The sequence below is a fragment of the Salinarimonas chemoclinalis genome (assembly GCF_041514305.1).
GTDB classification, from domain to species: domain Bacteria; phylum Pseudomonadota; class Alphaproteobacteria; order Rhizobiales; family Beijerinckiaceae; genus Salinarimonas; species Salinarimonas chemoclinalis.
Window position 1 is genome coordinate 778,214 of record NZ_JBGMWH010000001.1, and the last position, 18,243, is coordinate 796,456.

Here is an 18,243-nt window from a genome sequence, read left to right on the forward strand (position 1 = left end):
CTCGGCGGCCGGGCGGTTCGCCCGCCCGTGCGCGCCGGAACGCCGCCCTCAGTCGAGCGCGGCGGCGATCGCGTCGAGTGCCGCCTGCGCCTTCGTGCCGTCCGGGCCGCCGGCCTGGGCCATGTCGCGGCGACCGCCGCCGCCCTTGCCGCCGAGCGCCTCGGAGGCCGCGCGCACCAGCGCCACCGCGTCGTAGCGCTCCGTCAGGTCCTCGGTCACGCCGACGACGACGCCGGCCTTGCCGTCGTCGGAGACACCGACGATGGCGACGATCCCCGACTCGAGCCGGCGCTTGCCCTCGTCGACGAGGCTCTTGAGGTCCTTGGGCGCGACGCCCTCGACCGCGCGGGCCATCAGCTTCACGCCGGCGACCTCGCGCACGTCCGAGGCGCCGTCGCCGGAGCCGCCGCCGCCCATGGCGAGCTTCTTGCGGGCCTCGGCGAGTTCGCGCTCGAGCCGGCGGCGCTCCTCGACCAGAGCGGCCACGCGGCCGGGCACCTCGTCGACGGTCGTCTTGAGCAGGCCCGCGACGCCGTGCAGCGCCTTCGATTCCTCCGCCAGATGCCGGCGCGCGGCCTCGCCGGTGAGCGCCTCGATGCGGCGCACGCCGGCGGCGACCGCGCTCTCGCCGACGATGGAGACCATGCCGATCTCGCCGGTGCGCGCCACGTGCGTGCCGCCGCACAGCTCGACCGAGTATGGCTTGCCGGCGAGCGCGCCCTCGGGGTTCGTGCCCATGGACACGACGCGGACCTCCTCGCCGTACTTCTCGCCGAAGAGGGCGCGGGCGCCCGAGGCGATGGCGTCGTCGACGCTCATCAGCTTGGTCACCACGGGCTCGTTCTGCAGGACGAGGGCGTTGGTCAGCGCCTCTACGCGGCCGAGCTCCTCCTCCGAGATCGGCTTCTGGTGGGAGATGTCGAAGCGCAGGCGATCGGGCGCGACGAGCGAGCCTTTCTGCGCGACGTGGTCGCCGAGCACCTGGCGTAGCGCCTCGTGGAGCAGGTGGGTCGCCGAATGGTGTGCGCGGATCGTCGCGCGCCGCGCGCGGTCGACCACGAACTCCGCCGGATGCCCGACGACGAGGTGCCCGTCCTCCACCGTGACGTGGTGGACCCACAGATCGCCGAGCTTCTTCTCGACGTTCGTCACGCGCGCGCGGAAGCCCGCGCCGGAGACGGTGCCGGTGTCGCCGACCTGGCCGCCGCTCTCGGCGTAGAAGGGCGTCTGGTTGGCGACGAGGAGGCCGGTGTCGCCGACGCCGATCGTGTCGACCCGCGCGCCGTCGCGGACGAGCGCGGCGACGACGCCCTCCGCCTTCTCGGTCTCGTAGCCGAGGAACTCGCTCGCGCCGACCGCCTCGCGGATGGCGTACCAGACGGTCTCGGTGGCGGCCTCGCCGGAGCCGGCCCACGCCGCCCGGGCCATCTCGCGCTGGCGCTGCATGGCCGCGTCGAAGGCGGCCTTGTCGACGCCGATGCCGCGGGCGCGAAGCGCGTCCTGCGTCAGGTCGAGGGGGAAGCCGTAGGTGTCGTAGAGGGTGAAGGCCGTCTCGCCGGAGAGCTCTTCGCCGCGGCCGAGCGTCTTCGTCTCCTCGTCGAGGATCGAGAGCCCGCGCTCCAGCGTCTTGCGGAAGCGCCGCTCCTCGAGCTCGAGGGTCTCGCGGATCAGCGGCTCGGCGCGGCTCAACTCGGGATAAGCCTCGCCCATCTCGCGCACGAGGGTGTGCACGAGGCGATGCATCAGCGGATCGCGGGCGCCGAGGATCTGGGCGTGGCGCATGGCCCGGCGCATGATGCGGCGCAGGACGTAGCCGCGTCCCTCCTTGGCCGGCAGGACGCCGTCGGCGACGAGGAAGGCCGAGGCGCGCAGGTGATCGGCGATCACCCGGTGCGAGGCCTTGTGCGGCCCGTTGGCGTCGACGCCGGTGAGGGTCTCGACCGCGCCGGTGAGCAGGCGCATCGTGTCGATCTCGTAGTTGTCGTGCGTGCCCTGGAGCACCGCCGCGATGCGCTCCAGACCCATGCCGGTGTCGATCGACGGCCGCGGCAGGTTCACGCGCTCCTCCGGCGAGAGCTGCTCGTACTGCATGAACACGAGGTTCCAGATCTCGATGAACCGGTCGCCGTCCTCGTCGGGCGAGCCGGGCGGGCCGCCGGGAATGTGCGCGCCGTGATCGTAGAAGATCTCCGAGCAGGGACCGCAGGGGCCGGTGTCGCCCATCTGCCAGAAGTTGTCGGAGGTCGGGATGCGGATGATCCGGCCGTCGGGGAGCCCGGCGATCTTGCGCCAGAGCGCCGCCGCCTCCTCGTCCTCGGAATAGACCGTGACCAGCAGCTTCTCGGCGGGAAGGTCGTACTCCTTGGTGATCAGGTTCCAGGCGAGCTCGATCGCGCGATCCTTGAAATAGTCGCCGAAGGAGAAGTTGCCGAGCATCTCGAAGAAGGTGTGGTGGCGCGCCGTGTAGCCGACGTTGTCGAGGTCGTTGTGCTTCCCGCCCGCGCGGACGACCTTCTGCGCCGTCGTCGCGGTCGTGTAGGGCCGCTTCTCGACGCCGGTGAAGACGTTCTTGAACTGCACCATGCCGGCGTTGGTGAACATCAGGGTCGGGTCGTTGCGCGGCACGAGCGGGGACGAGGGGACGATCTCGTGCCCGTTCCGCGCGAAGTAGTTCAGGAAGGCCGACCGGATCTGGTTGACGCCGCTCATGGAGACACTCTGCGAAAGGGGAGGCGGTGGGACGCCGCCGAAAAGCGTTGCGCCGTTCTAGAGTTGGGCGTTCGGCTTGTCGAGGGGAAGGGCTCGCGCGGGCGCCCGGCCGGGCGCCCGGCATTGTCCGCCCGCCCCCGAGCGGCTAGTCTGCGGCGAAATCCCCACGGACCGCGGCGTGCGTCGCGCGGGTTTCGACCGCCCGCGCGTACCGCGTGCGGGGTTCGAGCAGAGGCCTCGGGAGGCCCCACGGAATGCGCATCGAGAACGACCCCAAGCTCGACTTCAAGGACGTGCTGATCCGGCCCAAGCGCTCGACGCTGGCCTCGCGGGCCGCCGTCGACATCACGCGCACGCTGCGCTTCATGCATACGGGGCGCACCTGGACGGGCTTCCCCTTGATCGCCGCCAACATGGACGTCACCGGCACGATCGGCATGGCCGCCGCGCTCGCCCGCCACGGCGCCATGGTGGCGCTGCACAAGCATTACCCGGCGGAGATGCTGGTCGACTTCTTCGACGGTCCGGAGGCCGCGAACGCCTTCTACACGCTCGGCACCGCCGAGGCGGACTGGGAGAAGTTCGCCGCCGTCAAGCGCCGGGCGCCGGTGCCTCTCCTGTGCATCGACGTCGCCAACGGCTACACCGAGAAGTTCGTCGAGATCGTCGAGAGGGCCCGCGCGGAGAACCCGGAGGCGGTGATCATGGCCGGCAACGTCGTCACCGGCGACATGACGGAGGCGCTGATCCTGGCGGGGGCCGACATCGTCAAGGTCGGGATCGGGCCGGGCTCGGTGTGCACCACCCGCAAGATGACGGGCGTCGGCTACCCGCAGCTCTCCGCCGTGATCGAATGCGCCGACGCCGCGCACGGACTCAAGGGTCTCGTCTGCGCCGACGGCGGCTGCACCGTGCCGGGCGACGTCGCCAAGGCCTACGGGGCGGGGGCGGACTTCGTCATGCTCGGCGGCATGCTCGCCGGACACGACGAGTGCGAGGGCGAGATCGTGCGCGAGACGGTGGACGGGGTCGCACAGCCGGCCAAGATGATCTTCTACGGCATGTCCTCGGACACCGCGATGAAGAAGTATGCCGGCGGCGTCGCCGCCTACCGCGCCTCCGAGGGCAAGACGGTCGAGGTGCCCTATCGCGGCCCGGTGGACGGCACGATGCAGGAGATCATGGGCGGCGTGCGCTCGATGATGACCTACATCGGCGCGATGTCGCTCAAGGAGGTGCCCAAGCGCACCACCTTCGTGATGGTGGGCGCGCAGCTCAACACGGTGTTCGGGAGCTGAGGGGAGACACGCGCGGGGGCTGGCGCGCGGTCCGGTCGCAGCCGGAACGGATGGGCGTGGCCGTCGGTTGCCGCTAGGCTCATCCTCGATCCGACCCGGAGACGCAACGCCCATGGCAGAGATCGACCCTCCCCGCATCGCGGGTGCCGCGCTGGGGGCGATCGCGCTCGCCGCCGGCGGCTCGGCGCTCCACGCCTGGCTCAACGCCCGGAAGGTCTCGCGCGAGACGCACCCGCCGATCGGGCGCTTCGTCGCCGTGGAGGGCGTGCGTCTCCACTACGTCGACATCGGACCGACCGACGGCGATCCCGGCGACGCGCCCGTGCTGCTGTTCGTGCACGGCAACGGAGCCTGCCTCGAGGACATGCTCGTCTCGGGCCTCGTCGACGCCTGCGCGACCCGCTATCGCTGCATCGTGCTCGACAGGCCGGGCTACGGCCATTCGTCGCGCCCCTCGGGCCGATCGTACGACCCGCGCGACCAGGCTGTGCTCCTGCGCGCCTTCCTCGCGGAGATCGGCGTGACGCGGCCGCTCCTCGTCGGCCATTCCTGGGGTTCGCTCGTGTCGCTCGCCATGGCGCTCGATCATCCCGATGCGGTCGCGGGCGCGGTGCTGATGTCGGGCTTCTACTATCCGCAGGAACGCAGCGACGTGGCGGCGATGGGCCTGCCGGCGACGCCGGTCGTCGGGCCCGCGCTCGTCTGGACGCTCGGCCCGCAGACGATGCGGCGGCTCGCGCCCAGGCTCTACCCGCGCCTGTTCGACCCGCACCCGATTCCGCCGCGCATGCTCGAGAACTACCCCTTCGCCTACGGGGAGCGCCCGGAGCAGATCCGGGCGGCCGCCGCCGAGCTCGCGGTGATGCAATCGGCCGCAGCGGCGCTGATGCCGCGCTACGGCGCGTGCGCGGTGCCGCTGGCGCTCCTCCACGGCGCGGAGGACAAGGTCATCCCCGGCGCGCTCCACACGCGGCGCCTCGCCGCCGAGATCGCGAGCGCACGCGTTGCGCTCCTCCCTGGTCTCGGGCACATGGTCCACTACTTCGCCCGGGACGTCATCCTCGCCGCGATCGACGAGACGATGGCGAGGGCGAGCGGCGCGGCGCACGATCCGGCGCGGGGCCCCGTCCAGGGGGATGCGGCGGAGCGCGGGCTCGTGTGATCCTGCGGGTGCGCCGCAGCGTAGGTGTTGAGGAGACGGCGAACATGCCGCACATTCGAGCGCGCGTTGGTGTCGGGGGTTAGAGCGACGATGAGGAACCCGGAGGGTTTGGCGTCCGATTTCGGGCACGCCGAGAACGCGGCGGCGGAGCTCGCCGATTTGCGCGACGCGTCCGCGGGGATGGAGGAGGCCAAGGGCGCGCGCGTCGCGATCGTCGGCGCCGGCCCCGGCGGACTCGCGGCGGCGCTGCTGCTGGCCAAGCAGGGCGCCCACGTCACGATCTACGAGAAGGACGCGCAGGTCGGCGGCCGGACCAAGACGGTGACGGCGCCCGGCGGCTACAAGTTCGACATCGGGCCGACGTTCTTCCTCTACCCGCGCATCCTCGCCGAGATCTTCGAGGCCTGCGGCGAGAGCCTCGCCGACCACGTGGACCTCGTGCGTCTCGACCCGCAGTACCACGTGGTGTTCGAGGGCGGCGGGGACATCAGGGCGACGCCGGACATCGCCCGCATGGCGGCCGAGATCGCCACGATCGCGCCGGAGGACGCCGAGAACGTCGCGCGCTTCATGCAGGAGAACCGCAAGAAGCTCGCGCTCTTCCGCCCGATCCTGGAGCGGCCGTTCGACAGCCCGCTCGACGTCGTCTCCCCGGCGATGCTCCAGGCGCTGCCGATGATGCGCCCCTTCTCCAGCGTGGACGGCGACCTGAAGCGCTACTTCCAGGATCCGCGGGTGCGGCTCGCCTTCTCGTTCCAGACGAAGTACCTGGGCATGTCGCCGTTCCAGTGCCCGAGCCTGTTCACGATCCTCTCGTTCCTCGAGTACGAGCACGGCGTCTTCCATCCGATCGGCGGCTGCGGCGCCGTCTCGGACGCGATGGCGAAGCTCGCCGAGAAGATGGGCGTGACGATCGCGCTCGACACGCCCGTCGACGAGATCCTCTACGAGGGCGACCGGGCGGTGGGGCTCGTCGTGAACGGCGAGCGCAAGCCGGCGGACGCGGTCGTCGTCAACGGCGACTTCGCCCACGCCGCGCGCCGGCTGATCCCGCAGGCGCACCGCCCGCGCTGGACCGACCGCAAGCTCGAGCGGGCGCGCATATCGTGCTCGACCTTCATGCTCTATCTCGGCATCGAGGGCGATCTGGGCGACCTCGAGCACCACACGATCCTCCTGTCGGACGACTACGCCAACAACATCGAGGAAATCTCGAGCTGCAGGCTGCCGACGAAGCCCTCGTTCTACGTCCAGAACGCCGCGCGCACCGATCCCTCGATGGCGCCGAAGGGCCATTCGAGCCTCTACGTGCTCGTGCCGGTGCCGAACCTGCGCTCGGGCACCGACTGGGCGAGCGAGACGGCGGCGTTCCGGGCCAAGGTCCTGGATCGGCTGAAGGTCCTCGGGCTTCACGACATCGAGCGGCGAATCCGCTACGAGCGGGTGATCACGCCCGCGGGCTGGCAGGACGAGTTCGCCGTCAACGAGGGCGCGACGTTCAACCTCGCGCACGACCTGGGGCAGATGCTTTACTTCCGCCCGCACAACCGATTCGGCAAGGGCGTCTACCTCGTCGGCGGCGGGACGCATCCCGGCTCGGGGCTGCCGGTGATCTACGAAGGGGCGCGCATCACGACGCGGCTCCTGCTCGAGGACCTCGCCGCCGAGCGCGCGCGGCCCGGCCGCTCGCTGTTCCGGCGCACGACCGGCGCGCCCGCCCGCGCCTGACGAGAGAAGGACGCCTCCGTGACGCTCCGCATCGCGCTCCTGTGCGCCGCCCTCCTGGCCGCCGCCCTTCTGGCCGCCGCGCCGACTCATGCCTCCGCCGCCTCGCTCGTCGTGCGGGTCAGCGGGGTCGCGGTCGGTCAGGGACCGGTCTTCGTCGGCCTGTGCGATCGCGCGCTCGATCGCGAGACCTGCCCGATCGGCGAGTTCAAGCGTGCGAGCGGCTCGACGCTCTCCTTCCGCTTCGACGGTGTCAGGCCGGGGCGCTGGGCGGTGGCGGCCTATCAGGACCTGAACCGCAACGGCGTGCTCGACACCCAGCCGATCCTGCTGTGGCAGTTGCCGAGCGAGCCGTACGGCTTCTCCAACGACGTCGGCCGGTTCTCGCCGCCGACGTTCGACGGCGCGGCCTTCGAGCTGCCGGCGTCCGGTGGTACGGTGTCGGTGCGCCTCGCGCGCCTGCCGCTCGACGACGAGGACGCGGTGCAGCAGGCGATCGAGCGACAGAGCCGGTGAGCGCCGCGGGGGCGGCGCGCAGGCGGCGGACGAAGCGGCCCGGGGAACGGCCAGCGAGAGGAGCGTGACGTGAGTGGGTCTTCCAAGAAGGTGGCGGTGATCGGCGGTGGGCTCGGCGGGCTCGCCAGTGCCTGCGTGCTCGCGGCGCGCGGGCACGAGGTGACGCTCTTCGACAAGAATCCCTGGGTCGGCGGCAAGGCGGCGGTGCTGCACGAGGGCGGATTCCGCTTCGACATGGGCCCCACCATCCTCACCGTGCCCCGCGTCCTCCACCGGATCTTCGACGAGGCGAAGCGCGACATCGGGCAGTACATGGATCTCGTGCGCCTCGATCCGCAGTGGCGCTGCTTCTTCGAGGACGGCACGCAGTTCGACCTGTGCGAGAGCGTGCCCCAGATGAAGGCGGACATGAACGCCTTCGCGCCGGGCAAGGGCGCCGGCGAGGGTTACGAGCGCTTCATCGGCATGTCGAAGAACCTGCACGAGATCTCCGAGCGGTTCTTCTTCTGGAAGCCGGTCGAGGATCTGTTCGACACGATCGACATCAAGAAGAACTTCGATCCCGGCACGCTGCGCGACGTGATGGCGCTGCGCATGGGCGCCTCCGTCGCCGGAACGATCCGCTCGCACGTGAAGGACGAGCGCCTCTCGCAGATGCTCGACCACTTCACGCAATACGTGGGCTCGAATCCCTACGGCTCACCGGCGGTGCTGTGCTCGATCGCGCACATGCAGGTCGCCGAGGGCATCTGGTACCCGATGGGCGGCACCCGCGCCGTCGCCGAGGGGCTCGCCAAGCTCGCGACCGACCTCGGTGCGACCCTGCGCCCGTCGACCGACATCGTCGGGCTCGAACTCCAGGGCAAGCGTGTGACGGGCGTCGAGACGGCGGCGGGCGAGACCGAGCGGTTCGAGATGGTCGTGTCCAACATGGATTCGATCCGCACCTATCGCGAGCTCGTCGGCGGCGACATCGGGGCGCGCTACGACAAGAAGGGTTTCGAGCCGGCCTGCTCGGGCGTCGTGCTCTATCTCGGGCTGAACAAGCGCTACGACCACCTCGCGCATCACGATTTCGTCTTCTCCCGGGACCCCGAGGAGGAGTTCCACTGGATCTACGACAAGGGCGAGCCGGCGCCGGACCCGACGGCCTACCTCGCCGCGCCCGCGGCGACCGATCCGACGGTCGCGCCCGAGGGCGGCGAGGCGCTGTACGTGCTCGTCCACACGCCGTACCTGCGCCCGCACCATGATTGGTCGAAGATGTTCGCGCCCTACCGCGAGAAGATCATCGACAAGCTGAAGCGCACCGGCGGCATGCCGGACATCGAGGAGCGCATCGTGGTGGAGCGCCACCTCACGCCGCAGGACATCCACGACCGCTACAAGGTGCTCGACGGCGCGATCTACGGTCTGGCGAGCCACGGCCGCTTCCTCGGCGCCTTCAAGCCGGGCAACCGCTCGCGGGACATCGAGGGGCTCTACCTCGCCGGCGGCGCCGCCCATCCCGGCCCGGGCATGCCGATGGTGATGATGTCCGGCTGGATCGCCGCCGACGCCCTCGACCAGGACGCCCGCGGCGGCGGGCTGGCCAAGGCGTCGTGAGGCCGTGCACGCCGCTCCCGCCCTCGCGGGGCGGGGACGATCCGCGCAGCGGATCCGGGGCGGGGTTCCCCGGCTCGACGCGTGCGGTTTCGGCTTCGCCGAGGCGCGGCTTCGGCGAAGCCTCGCCATATCGCCGGCAGCCCGCATGAGCGCCGACCCCCGCGCCAAGGCCCGCCGGCTCGCGGCGCGTTTGCCGCAGGCGGAGCGGCCCACGACCCTGCGCGATCCGCGCCGGCTCGGCTTCTTCACGGCCTACTTCAGGCGCTACTTCAGGAAGCACATGAACGCGCTCTGGATTCCCCCCTGGGGCATCCCGGGCTTCGCCGGCGAGGCCGCGCCGATCGTGCTCTACACGAACCACCCCGCCTGGTGGGACGCGGCGACCTACATCCTCGCGGCGGACGCGTTCTTTCCCGCGCGCCAGTCCTACGCCCCGATCGACGCGGAGATGCTCACGACCTACGGGTTCATGAAGCGCATCGGCGCGTACGGCATCGACCTCGAGAGCCCCAGGGGCGCGGCGGATTTCCTCGCGGCCTCCGCCGACATCCTGACGCTGGACGACGCGGCGATCTGGCTCGCGGCGCAGGGGCGCTTCATGGACGTGCGCACCCGCCCGATCGGGCTGCGGGCCGGCGTCGCGCGGCTGCCGGAGATCGCGCCGCACGCGCTCTTCGTGCCGCTCGCGATGGAGTACCAGTTCTGGGAGCAGCGCGGCGCAGAGGCCTTCGTCGCCTTCGGCGAGCCCGAGCGCGGGGCGGACCTCCTCGCCCTGGATCGCGAGGCGCGGCGCACCCATCTGGAGGAGCGGCTGACCGGCGTGCTCGACCGCCTGTCGGCGGACGTGGCCGCCCGCGACCCGGCCCGCTTCGAGACCGTCCTCTCCGGCGCCGCCGGCGTGGGTGGCATCTACGGACTGTGGAAGCGCGCGCTCGCGGCGATGAAGGGCGAGCGCTACGAGGCGGCGCACGGGCGCCGGCCCCATTCCGGAGACGACCGATCGTGACGGTGATCGCCATCCTCGCCCTCGCCTTCGCCGCCCTCGGCGCGCTGCTCGCCGCGGTGAACCTCGGCGCCATGCGCACGCCGGCCTTCCGCGAGGCCGGGGAGGGGACGCGCGTGTCCGTGCTGATCCCCGCCCGGGACGAGGAGGAGAACATCGCCGCCTGCGTCGAGAGCGCGCTCGCGAGCGAGGGCGTCGCCGTTGAGGTCGTCGTCATGGACGACGGCTCGACCGATCGCACCGCCGAGATCGTCGCGGCCCTCGCCGCGCGGGACGCGCGCGTGCGGCTCGAGCGCGCGCCGCCGCTCCCCGCCGGCTGGACCGGCAAGGTCCACGCCTGCCAGCGCCTGGCGGACGCGGCGCGCGGGACGCATCTCCTCTTCGTCGACGCGGACGTGCGTCTCGCCCAGCGCGCGGCCGCCTCCCTCGTCGCGCACCAGGAGACGAAGGGCCTCGGCCTCGTCAGCGCCGTGCCGCGCCAGGTGACGAAGACCTGGGGCGAGGGGCTCACCGTGCCGATGATCAACTTCCTGATGCTCGGCTATCTGCCCGTGCCGATGATGCGCACCCGCCCCGATCGCGGCCTCGGCGCGGCCTGCGGGCAGATGATGTTGTTCCCGCGCGAGGCCTACGACGCGATCGGCGGCCACGCGTCGATCCGACATCTCCTGCACGACGGCATCCAGCTCGCCCGGCGCCTGCGCGACCACGGCCGCATGACCGACGTCGTGCTCGGCTCCGAGCTCGCCGTCTGCCGCATGTACGACGGCTTCGGGCCGGCCTGGGCGGGCTTCATCAAGAACGCCCACGAGGGGATGGCGTCGTGGCGCCAGCTGCCGGTCTGGACGGCGCTGCTGGGCTTCGGCCACGTGCTGCCGCCGATCCTCGTCGCGCTCGCACTCGTCGGCATCGGCCCGCTCGTGCCGGCGCTCGGCGCGCTCGTGCTGTCGCTGGGCATGCGCGCGGCGATCACCCGCGCGACCGGCGAGAGCTGGTGGACGGTGCCGCTCCATCCCGCCACCGTCGGGGTGGGCCTCGCCATCCAATGGGCGTCGCTCCTGAAGCTCGGCCGCGGCCGTGCGGGCGGTTGGAAGGGGCGCGTCTATCCGGCACAATGAGCCCATGAGCATCGCCGCCGCGCCCGTTTCGACCAAGACCCACCGCGACGAGAACTTCCCCGTCGCCTCGCGGCTGATCGCGCGCCCCCTGCGCGCGCCGGTGCTCGCCTTCTACCGTTTCGCCCGCGCGGCCGACGACGTCGCCGACGACGGTGCGGCCGCTCCGGAGGCGAAGCTCGCCCGCCTCGCGGCGCTGGAGCGGGCGCTGCGCGCCGGCGACCCGGCGGAGCCCCTGGCGGCGGCGCTGCACGGCGCGGACCGGCGATTCGGCGCGGGGGTCGACGAGGCGCTCGCCCTGCTCGACGCCTTTCGGCAGGACGCGGTGAAGCCCCGCTACGCGGACTGGGCGGAGCTCCTCGGCTATTGCCGACGTTCCGCGGACCCGGTGGGGCGCTTCCTGCTGCGGCTCCACGGGGAGGCCGCATCGGCGCAGGAGCCGGCGGACGCGCTGTGCACGGCGCTGCAGATCCTCAACCACCTCCAGGACCTCGAGAAGGACCGCGCGGCGCTGGACCGCGTCTACCTGCCGGTGCCCTGGATGGAGGAGGCGGGCGGCGAGGAGGCCTTCTTCGCTCCGGCGAACGCGGCCCGCCGCCGCCCGATCCTCGACGCCGCGCTCGACCGCGTGGACGACCTCCTCGCCCGCGCCGCGAGCCTGCCCGAGCGCGTGCGCTCGCGCCGCCTCGCCGCGGAGAGCGCCGTGACGCTCGCGCTGGCGCGCCGGCTCGCGGCGAAGCTGCGCAGGGACGATCCGGTGACGACGCGGGTCGCGCTCGGCAAGCGGGATTTCGCCGCCGCCTTCGCCGGGCTGCCGGGGGCGCTGGCGCGGCGGCGGGCATCGAGCGACCCGCGGGTGGTCAAGGAGATCGTCGCCGTCTCGGGCTCCTCCTTCAAGCTCGGGATGGCCGCGCAGGCGCCGGAGCGGCGGCGCGCCAACTACGCGCTCTACGCCTTCTGCCGCGTCATCGACGACATCGCCGACGGCGCGGCGCCGCTCCCCGAGAAGCGCGCCTTCCTCGACGCCTGGCGCCGGGAGATCGACGCGCTCCCCGCGGCGCCGACGGGGCCGATCGGCCGCGAGCTCGCCCGGGCGATGGTGGCGCACGACCTGCCGCAGGGGGAGTTCCACGCCCTGCTCGACGGCATGGAGAGCGACGGCCGGCCCCGCGTGCGCGTTCCCGACGCCGCCGCCTTCGACCTCTATTGCCGGCGCGTCGCCGGCGCGGTCGGCGTGCTCTCGGTGCGCATCTTCGGCGCGCCCGACGCCCACGACTTCGCCCTGGTCGTCGGGCGCACGCTTCAGGTCGTCAACGTGCTGCGCGACGTCGACGAGGACGCCGCCATCGACCGCGTCTACGTGCCCCTCGATCGCCTGGCGTCGCTCGGCATCGCCGACGGCGAGGCGAGGGCGATGATCGCGCACCCCCGTTTCGCCGAGGCCTGCGATGCGCTCTGCGCGGAGGCGCAGGCGGGCTTCGCCGAGGCGGACCGCATGCTGGCGACGCTCGACCGGCGCGCGCTGAGGCCGGCGATCGTGATGATGGAGGGCTACCGCCACCTCTTCGCCAAGCTCGTCGCCCGCGGCTTCGCGCATCCGCGCGGGCCGCGCATGCGCCTCACCAAGCCCGAGAAGGCGCGCCTGATCCTGCAAGCGATGCGCATGCCGGGCGGGGCGCGATGAGCGCGGGGCGGCGCCTGCACGTCGTCGGCGCCGGCGTGGCCGGGCTCGCGGCGGCGCTCGAAGCCGCGCGGGCGGGATGGGAGGTCCATCTCCACGAGGCCGCGCCGCAGGCGGGCGGACGCTGCCGCACGGTCTCGCACGCGGGCGGCTTCGCGCACGACAACGGCACCCACGCCCTGCTCGGCGCGAACCCGCGGGCGCTCGCGCTCGTCGAGCGGATCGGCGCGCGCGGGCGCTGGATCGAGCCGGAGCCGGCCGGCCTGCCTGTGTGGGACGCCGCCAACGGGCGGATCGCCCGCGTCGGCCTCCACCCGCTCGACTGGCTGCGCCCGGGCCTGCGGCCCGAGGGCCTGGGGCTCGGCGACCTGCCGCGCCTCGCGCGGCTCGCGCTGCCGCTGCCGGACCGGGCGATCGGCGATCTCTTCTCGGGGCGGGCGCTGCTCGAGAGCTTCGTCGAGCCGCTCACGGTCGCCGTGCTCAACACGCCCGTGGAGATGGCCTCCGCCCGCCGGCTGGGGCGGGCGCTGCGGCGCGTCGTCCGGCCGGGCGGCGCGCGGCTCTTCGTCGCCGAGCGCGGGCTCGGGCCGGATCTCGTGGCGCCCGCGCTGGACACGCTCGCCCGCGGCGGCGGGCGCATCGCGCTCGGCTCGCGCCTGCGCGCGCTCGCCGTGCGGGAGGATCGCGTCGTCGGGCTCGTGATGGCGGATCGCACGGTCGCGATCGGTCCAGGCGACGGCGTCGTCCTCGCGCTGCCGCCGGCCGAGATCGCCCGCCTCCTCCCGGCGCTGCCGGTGCCGGACGCCTACGAGCCGATCGTCAACGTGCACTACCGCGTCGCCGGGCCGGCGCGGCCGCGCTTCGTCGGCCTGCGCCATGCGCTGGCGCATTGGGCGCTCGCCCGGGACGACCACGTCTCCGTCACGGTCTCCGCCGCGGGCGGCTCCGTGGGGGACGATCCGCAGGCGCTGGCCGCGCGTATCTGGCGGGAGGTCGCCCCCGCATTGCGCGCGGCGGGCGTCGCCGTCGGCGAGCCGGTGGAGCAGCGCGTGGTCAAGGAGAAGCGGGCGACGATACGCCAGGCCGCCGGCCCCGACGGGCCGCGCCCGCGCGCGCCCTTCGCCAACGTCCGCCTCGCGGGGGACTGGCTCTCACGCCTGCCGGCGACGATCGAGGCCGCCGTGATTTCCGGCGAGGACGCCGCGCGCGATCTCCTGGCCGCGAGCCCGCCGCGCGCCGTCCGCGCGCAGCGGTCGCGCCCCGCGGAGAGCGCGCCATGACGCGTTCCCCGCTCACCGTGCTCCTCGCCGCCCCGCGCGGCTTCTGCGCCGGCGTCGAGCGGGCGATCGGCGCGGTGGAGGCGGCGCGCGCGGCGACGGATCGCCCGGTCTACGTCCGCCACGAGATCGTGCACAACGGCCGCGTCGTCTCCGAGCTCGCCGCGAAGGGTGTCGTCTTCGTCGACGAGGTGGACGAGATCCCCGACGGCGCAGTGACGATCTTCTCCGCCCACGGCGTCTCCCGCGCTGTCGAGCGGCAGGCCGCGGCGCGTGGCCTCGACGTGATCGACGCCACCTGCCCGCTGGTGCGCCGCGTCCACGTCGAGGGCCGGCGGCACGCGGCGGAGGGGCGGGCGCTCGTCGTCATCGGCCATGTCGGCCACGCCGAGGTCGAGGGCATCCTGGGTCGGATCGACGGCACGGTTCACGTCGTCGGCACCGTCGCGGAGGCGGCGGCGCTCGAGCCGGAGGACCCGGGGCGCCTCGCCTACGTGACGCAGACGACGCTCTCCGTCGACGACACCCGCGAGATCATCGCGGTCCTGCGCGCGCGCTTCCCCGCGATCGTCGGGCCCGACGTGAAGACGATCTGCTACGCCACGCAGAACCGCCAGGCGGCGGTGCGGGTGCTCGCCGAGCGGGCGCAGCGCATCGTCGTGTGCGGCGCGCCGAACTCGTCGAACGCGACGCGGCTCAGGGAGCTCGCCACCGTGCTGGGTCGCCCGGCCCGTATGATCGCCGACGCCGCCGAGCTCGACGCGAGCTTCGTCGCCGACGTCGCCACGATCGGCCTGACGGCGGGCGCCTCCGCGCCGGAGGTGCTGGTGCGCGAGACGCTCGAGCGGCTTCGAGGATGGCGCGAGGTCGTGGTGGAGGAGATCACCACGACGATCGAGACGACGCGCTTCGCGCCGGTGGATCTCGGGGTGCTGGCGGGGCGGTGACGAGGGGAGGTCCCGCTGCTCCGAGCGTCCGGTTTCGGCTTCGCCGAAGCGCGCCTTCGGCGCACCCCCTCCGTCTCGTCGCCTTCGGCGCCGATTCACCTCCCCCGACGGGGGAGGAGCGAGGAACCGCCATCCGCTCCCGCCCCCTCGGGGCGGGGACGATCCGCGTAGCGGATCAGGGACGGGGTCCCGTCGCGCAAGCGCTCGTGGTGCGCGTCGAGGTCGATATCGGCGCCGATGCGCGCCGGATCCGATTCCCTCCAGCCGAAATCCGCTCTAGTCTGCGCCCCCGCCCACCCGGCAGCCCTCGGTTCCCATGCAGCATTTCTCCTCGAACGGCGTCGACATCGCCTACATCGACCTTCCGCCCACGGGCGAGGATCGGCACGAGCCGATCGTGCTCGTGCACGGCTTCGCCTCGAACCACGCGGTCAACTGGGTCAACACGATGTGGACGAAGACCCTCGCCCATTCCGGGCGGCGGGTGATCGCGCTCGACGATCGCGGCCACGGGAAGAGCGCCAAGCTCCACGAGCCGGAAGCCTACGGATCGCAGGTCATGGCCGGCGACGTGCTGGCGCTGATGGATCATCTCGGGCTCGAGCGAGCCGACGTGATGGGCTACTCGATGGGCGCGCGGATCACGGCGCATCTGGCGTTGATGGCACCCGGGCGGGTGCGCGCGGCCCTGCTCGGCGGGCTCGGCATCCACCTCGTCGAGGGCGTCGGGCTGCCGCTCGGCATCGCGGACGCGATGGAGGCGCCCTCCCTCGACGCGCTCACGGACCCGATGCAGCGCATGTTCCGCGCCTTCGCCGAGCAGACCGGGAGCGACCTCGCGGCACTCGCCGCCTGCATCCGCGGCTCGCGACAGACGCTCTCGCGCGAGGAGGTGGCCTCGCTCGCGATGCCGGTGCTGGTCTCTGTGGGCACGAACGACACGGTGGCCGGCTCCGGCCCCGCGCTCGCCGCGCTGATCCCAGGCGCGCGGGCGCTCGACATCCCCGGGCGCGACCACAACCTCGCGGTCGGCGACAAGGTCCACAAGGCGGGCGTCCTCGCCTTCCTCGAGGAGCGGCCGTGAACGCGACGCGCGCCTTCGTCGGCGCCGCCGGCAATCGCCTCGTCGGTGACGTCCACGGGGAGGGGCCCCGTTCGGCGCTTCTGCTCCACGGTGGCGGGCAGACGCGGCACGCGTGGGAGGAGACCGCCCGGCGGCTCGCGCGGGAAGGCTGGCGGGCCGTGTGCATCGACCAGCGCGGCCACGGCGACAGCGACCGCGCTCCGGACGGCGGCTATTCCTTCCTCGACTTCGCCGCGGACGCCGCCGCCGTGGGCCGGGCGCTGGCGGACGAGGGCGAAGCCGAGGGCGTCTCGCCGGTGGCGATCGGCGCGTCGCTGGGCGGCATCGCCTCGCTGCTGGCGCTGGGCGAGACGCCGGCGGGCGCGCCCGCGCCGTTCCGCGGGCTCGTCCTCGTCGACATCGTGCCGCGGATGGACCCGCGGGGCGTCGACAAGATCCAGGGCTTCATGCGCGCCCACGCCCGCGAGGGCTTCGCCTCGCTGGAGGCGGCGGCGGACGCGGTCGCGGCCTACCTGCCGCATCGCCCGCGCCCGCGCTCGCTCGACGGACTGCGCAAGAACCTGCGCGCCTCCCCGGACGGGCGCCTGCGCTGGCACTGGGACGCGGACTTCCTCGACGGCCCGCGCTCCGTCAACGCCGACTGGGAGCATGCGGAGGCGCGGCTCCACCACGCCACACGTACCCTCGCCGTACCCACGCTCCTCGTGCGCGGCGGCTCGAGCGAGCTCGTCACGCCCGAGGCGGCGCGCGAGTTCCTGGCGATGGCGCCGGATGCGGAGTTCGTCGACGTCGCCGAGGCGCGCCACATGGTGGCGGGGGACGCCAACGACGCCTTCGCCGAAGCGGTGGTGGGCTTCCTGCGCCGGCGGACCGACTGACGGACGGCGATCAGGCCGTGCGGCGCTCGAGCATCGCGTTGAGGACGACGAGGGCCAGCACCGAGGCGAGCACCATGAACGGCACCGCGTCGAGCCCGATCGTGTCCGCCAGGAGGCCGCCGAGCGCGGGGAAGATCACCCCGCCGAGCATCGCCGCCGACACCTGGAAGCCGATCGCGTGCGCCGAGAGCGCGGCGCCGAGCCGCGCGGGAGTGCGCGACATCAGCATCGGGAAGATCGGCGCGCAGGCGAGGCCGAGCAGCACGATGCCGACGAGCCCGACCGGCGTCGGCGCGAGCGCGAAGGCGGCCGCGCCCAGCGTCATCCCCGCGAGGCCGAGCCGCACGGAGAGATCCTCTCCGAGCCGGTCGGCGACGAGGCCGAAGCCGACGCGGCCCACGAAGAGCCCGCCCCAGAACAGCCCCGCCATCGTCCCGGCCAGCTCGACCGACAGGCCGCGCCCCTCGCTCAGCACGGTGAAGATCCACAGCCCCGCTCCGTACTCCACGCCCACGTAGATGCAGAACATCGCGATCTGCAGGCGCACGACCGGGTGCGCGAGGGCGGCGCGGGTCGTCACCCTGGCGGGGGCGGCGCGCGCACCGGCCCCGACCGGCCCGCCGGCATCGGCGCGCCAGAGCCCGCGGGTCGACAGGAAGACGAGCGCCATCGCCCCCATGATCAGCGCGATCGTGCCGTAGCCGAGCCGCCACGAGCCGCCGACGACGAGCGCGCCCGTCATCAGGAAGGGTCCGCAGGCCGCGCCGAAGCCGAAGGCGGCGTGGAGCCAGGTCATGTGGCGCGCGGAGAAGCGCGCCGCCGCATAGGCGTTGAGGCCGGAATCGATGGCGCCCGAGCCGAGCCCGACGAGCGGCGCGGCGGCCAGGAAGACCGCGAAGTTCGGCGCGATCGCGGTGCCGACCAGCGCCGCCGCGACGAGGCCGGTCGAGCCCGCGAGCAGCCGTCCGACGCCCACGGCCTCGAGCAGCCGCCCCGCGAAGAAGGAGGAGACGAAGAAGCCCGCCGCGGTCCCCGCCATGATCAGCCCCAGCCCGCTCTGCGGCAGCGCGAAGGCGTCGCGCACGAAGGGCCAGGAGACGCCGTGGGCGATGTCCGGCAGCGCGAGCGAGACGAACCCCAGATAGGCGACGACGACGAGGAGCGCGCGCGGAGCCGCGCGGGCGCGGGCGGGGGAGGGCGAGGCCAAGGGGAGCGCGCCTTTCGATCGCGGGTGCGACCTTCC

General features: G+C 73.1%; 14 protein-coding genes. 12 read left to right on the top strand and 2 right to left on the bottom strand.

All coding sequences use genetic code 11. The features are described 5' to 3' along the window. Positions 1–48: 48 nt before the first annotated feature. Complete coding sequence (gene alaS / locus AB9M23_RS03580; protein WP_372422521.1) at positions 49–2,709, bottom strand: alanine--tRNA ligase; 2,661 nt, start codon at positions 2,707–2,709, stop codon at positions 49–51. Between the two features lie 254 nt (positions 2,710–2,963). Between alaS and AB9M23_RS03585 the strand changes: the two genes are divergently transcribed. From AB9M23_RS03585 to AB9M23_RS03640, 12 genes are all read left to right on the top strand, one after another. Beyond that, a complete protein-coding gene (locus AB9M23_RS03585; RefSeq protein ID WP_372422522.1) occupies positions 2,964–4,007 on the top strand; it encodes a GMP reductase in 1,044 nt (347 codons plus the stop codon). Between the two features lie 112 nt (positions 4,008–4,119). Next, the gene (locus AB9M23_RS03590; RefSeq protein WP_372422523.1) at positions 4,120–5,169 is read left to right on the top strand and encodes an alpha/beta fold hydrolase; all 1,050 of its coding nucleotides are present in this window, start codon (positions 4,120–4,122) and stop codon (positions 5,167–5,169) included. Between the two features lie 180 nt (positions 5,170–5,349). Next, positions 5,350–6,897: a phytoene desaturase family protein gene (gene crtI / locus AB9M23_RS03595; RefSeq protein ID WP_372422627.1), complete on the top strand. Its 1,548-nt coding sequence runs from the start codon at positions 5,350–5,352 to the stop codon at positions 6,895–6,897. Between the two features lie 18 nt (positions 6,898–6,915). Next, the gene (locus AB9M23_RS03600; RefSeq protein WP_372422524.1) at positions 6,916–7,410 is read left to right on the top strand and encodes a DUF2141 domain-containing protein; all 495 of its coding nucleotides are present in this window, start codon (positions 6,916–6,918) and stop codon (positions 7,408–7,410) included. A gap of 69 nt (positions 7,411–7,479) precedes the next feature. Further along, a complete protein-coding gene (locus AB9M23_RS03605) occupies positions 7,480–9,015 on the top strand; it encodes a phytoene desaturase family protein (protein WP_372422525.1) in 1,536 nt (511 codons plus the stop codon). A 280-nt stretch (positions 9,016–9,295) separates the two neighbouring features. Continuing rightward, positions 9,296–10,021 (top strand): lysophospholipid acyltransferase family protein, encoded by a 726-nt coding sequence (locus tag AB9M23_RS03610; protein WP_372422629.1) that lies wholly within the window; start codon positions 9,296–9,298, stop codon positions 10,019–10,021. Then, complete coding sequence (locus tag AB9M23_RS03615; RefSeq protein ID WP_372422527.1) at positions 10,018–11,136, top strand: glycosyltransferase family 2 protein; 1,119 nt, start codon at positions 10,018–10,020, stop codon at positions 11,134–11,136. Before AB9M23_RS03610 ends, AB9M23_RS03615 begins: the two co-directional genes overlap by 4 nt. A 4-nt stretch (positions 11,137–11,140) precedes the next feature. Next, positions 11,141–12,817: a squalene/phytoene synthase family protein gene (locus AB9M23_RS03620; protein ID WP_372422529.1), complete on the top strand. Its 1,677-nt coding sequence runs from the start codon at positions 11,141–11,143 to the stop codon at positions 12,815–12,817. After that, a complete protein-coding gene (locus tag AB9M23_RS03625; protein WP_372422531.1) occupies positions 12,814–14,094 on the top strand; it encodes a hydroxysqualene dehydroxylase in 1,281 nt (426 codons plus the stop codon). The genes AB9M23_RS03620 and AB9M23_RS03625 overlap by 4 nt, the downstream gene beginning before the upstream one ends. Then, a complete protein-coding gene (gene ispH / locus AB9M23_RS03630) occupies positions 14,091–15,038 on the top strand; it encodes a 4-hydroxy-3-methylbut-2-enyl diphosphate reductase (protein WP_372422532.1) in 948 nt (315 codons plus the stop codon). Before AB9M23_RS03625 ends, ispH begins: the two co-directional genes overlap by 4 nt. 316 nt (positions 15,039–15,354) lie before the next feature. Beyond that, positions 15,355–16,122, top strand: coding sequence for an alpha/beta fold hydrolase (locus AB9M23_RS03635; RefSeq protein ID WP_372422534.1), 768 nt, complete (start codon positions 15,355–15,357; stop codon positions 16,120–16,122). Next, positions 16,119–17,000 (top strand): alpha/beta fold hydrolase, encoded by an 882-nt coding sequence (locus AB9M23_RS03640; protein ID WP_372422535.1) that lies wholly within the window; start codon positions 16,119–16,121, stop codon positions 16,998–17,000. Before AB9M23_RS03635 ends, AB9M23_RS03640 begins: the two co-directional genes overlap by 4 nt. 10 nt (positions 17,001–17,010) lie before the next feature. On the opposite strand, the gene AB9M23_RS03645 is transcribed toward AB9M23_RS03640, so the two are convergent. After that, positions 17,011–18,207: an MFS transporter gene (locus AB9M23_RS03645; RefSeq protein WP_372422536.1), complete on the bottom strand. Its 1,197-nt coding sequence runs from the start codon at positions 18,205–18,207 to the stop codon at positions 17,011–17,013. Positions 18,208–18,243: the final 36 nt, after the last annotated feature.

What these genes read in the sequence shown, in the direction of transcription:
- alaS (WP_372422521.1), bottom strand. Translation starts at nt 2,709, where the DNA reads ATGAGCGGCGTCAACCAGATCCGGTCGGCCTTCCTGAACTACTTCGCG.
- AB9M23_RS03610 (WP_372422629.1), top strand. Translation starts at nt 9,296, where the DNA reads ATGAACGCGCTCTGGATTCCCCCCTGGGGCATCCCGGGCTTCGCCGGC.
- AB9M23_RS03625 (WP_372422531.1), top strand. Translation starts at nt 12,814, where the DNA reads ATGAGCGCGGGGCGGCGCCTGCACGTCGTCGGCGCCGGCGTGGCCGGG.
- AB9M23_RS03590 (WP_372422523.1), top strand. Translation starts at nt 4,120, where the DNA reads ATGGCAGAGATCGACCCTCCCCGCATCGCGGGTGCCGCGCTGGGGGCG.
- crtI (WP_372422627.1), top strand. Translation starts at nt 5,350, where the DNA reads ATGGAGGAGGCCAAGGGCGCGCGCGTCGCGATCGTCGGCGCCGGCCCC.
- AB9M23_RS03585 (WP_372422522.1), top strand. Translation starts at nt 2,964, where the DNA reads ATGCGCATCGAGAACGACCCCAAGCTCGACTTCAAGGACGTGCTGATC.
- ispH (WP_372422532.1), top strand. Translation starts at nt 14,091, where the DNA reads ATGACGCGTTCCCCGCTCACCGTGCTCCTCGCCGCCCCGCGCGGCTTC.
- AB9M23_RS03635 (WP_372422534.1), top strand. Translation starts at nt 15,355, where the DNA reads ATGCAGCATTTCTCCTCGAACGGCGTCGACATCGCCTACATCGACCTT.
- AB9M23_RS03620 (WP_372422529.1), top strand. Translation starts at nt 11,141, where the DNA reads ATGAGCATCGCCGCCGCGCCCGTTTCGACCAAGACCCACCGCGACGAG.